Raw genomic sequence first — 1,164 nt, forward strand, 5'->3', positions numbered from 1 at the left:
AACTTCCGGCGTGAGAATGGCCCGGCAATCCGGGCAACGTGTCACCAGTTCGTTATGCTGTGCCGGAGGCTTGGCTTGCTCAACCAGGCCGTTGTCGCTGTCGATGGCAGCAAGTTCAAAGCGGTAAACAACCGGGACCGTAACTACACGGTGCATAAGGCTGCGAAGCGGATCGAACAGGTCGAGGCGAGCATCGATCGCTATCTTGCCGCCCTTGATCGCGCCGACCGGGAAGGCTGCGATGTTCCCGAAGTTCGGGTCGACCAGATCCGCGAGAAGATCGCCGGCTTGCGTCGTCAAATGCTGTTCCTGAGGGGAATGGCCGAACACGTCGACAACGCTCCTGACCGTCAAGTATCGCTAACCGACCCTGATGCGCGTTCCATGAGCACGAGCGGCCGTGGAACCGGGATCGTCGGCTATAACGTCCAGGCCGTGGTCGATGCCGAAAACCACATCGTCGTCGCGCACAAAGTGGTCAATGAAGGGCATGACCGAACGCAGCTCGCGCCGATGAGCCGCCAGGCGAAGGACGCCATCGGCGCCGAAGAGATCACCGTCCTGGCAGACCGCGGCTATTACAATGCGGAGCAGGTACTGGAATGCGATGCCATTGGCATCCTGCCGTGCGTGCCCAAGACCGACACTTCGGGCAAAGCCCAGCGCGGCCTCTTCACGAAAGCCGACTATGTCTATGATGCGGATAGAGATCATTATACCTGCCCGGCAGGCGCGCAGCTCACGAAAACCTCGATACGCTCTGACCATCGCGGCGAGGAATACAAATATCGCAATCTCACCGCCTGCCATACGTGCGAGCTGAGACCGCGCTGCACACCCGAAAAGGCGAAGCGCATAAGGCGGTGGGTGGATGAAGCGGTGCTCGAGGCCATGCAGAAGCGGCTCGATCTGCTGCCCGAAGCCATGGCCATCCGTCGCCGAACCGTCGAACATGTCTTCGGCACGCTCAAATCATGGATGGGCAGTACGCACTTCCTCACCAGAACACTGAAAAACGTCAGAACCGAGATGAGCCTCAGCGTTCTCGCCTACAACATGAAGCGGATGATCAGGATGATGGGCGTCCCAGCGCTGCTTGAGGCGATCCGGACCTGAAAGCAACATTATCACCAGCTCTTCCCTCACCACGGAGAACCGACTGCC

1 protein-coding gene is annotated in these 1,164 nt (G+C 59.5%); it reads left to right on the forward strand.

The features are described 5' to 3' along the window. A partial coding sequence (locus tag C0456_RS20730) for an IS1182 family transposase (protein WP_291056663.1) occupies positions 1-1,116 on the forward strand: 1,116 nt, incomplete at its 5' end. Positions 1,117-1,164: the final 48 nt, after the last annotated feature.

Origin of the sequence: Hyphomonas sp. (assembly GCF_013823385.1) — a bacterium.
GTDB lineage: Bacteria > Pseudomonadota > Alphaproteobacteria > Caulobacterales > Hyphomonadaceae > Hyphomonas.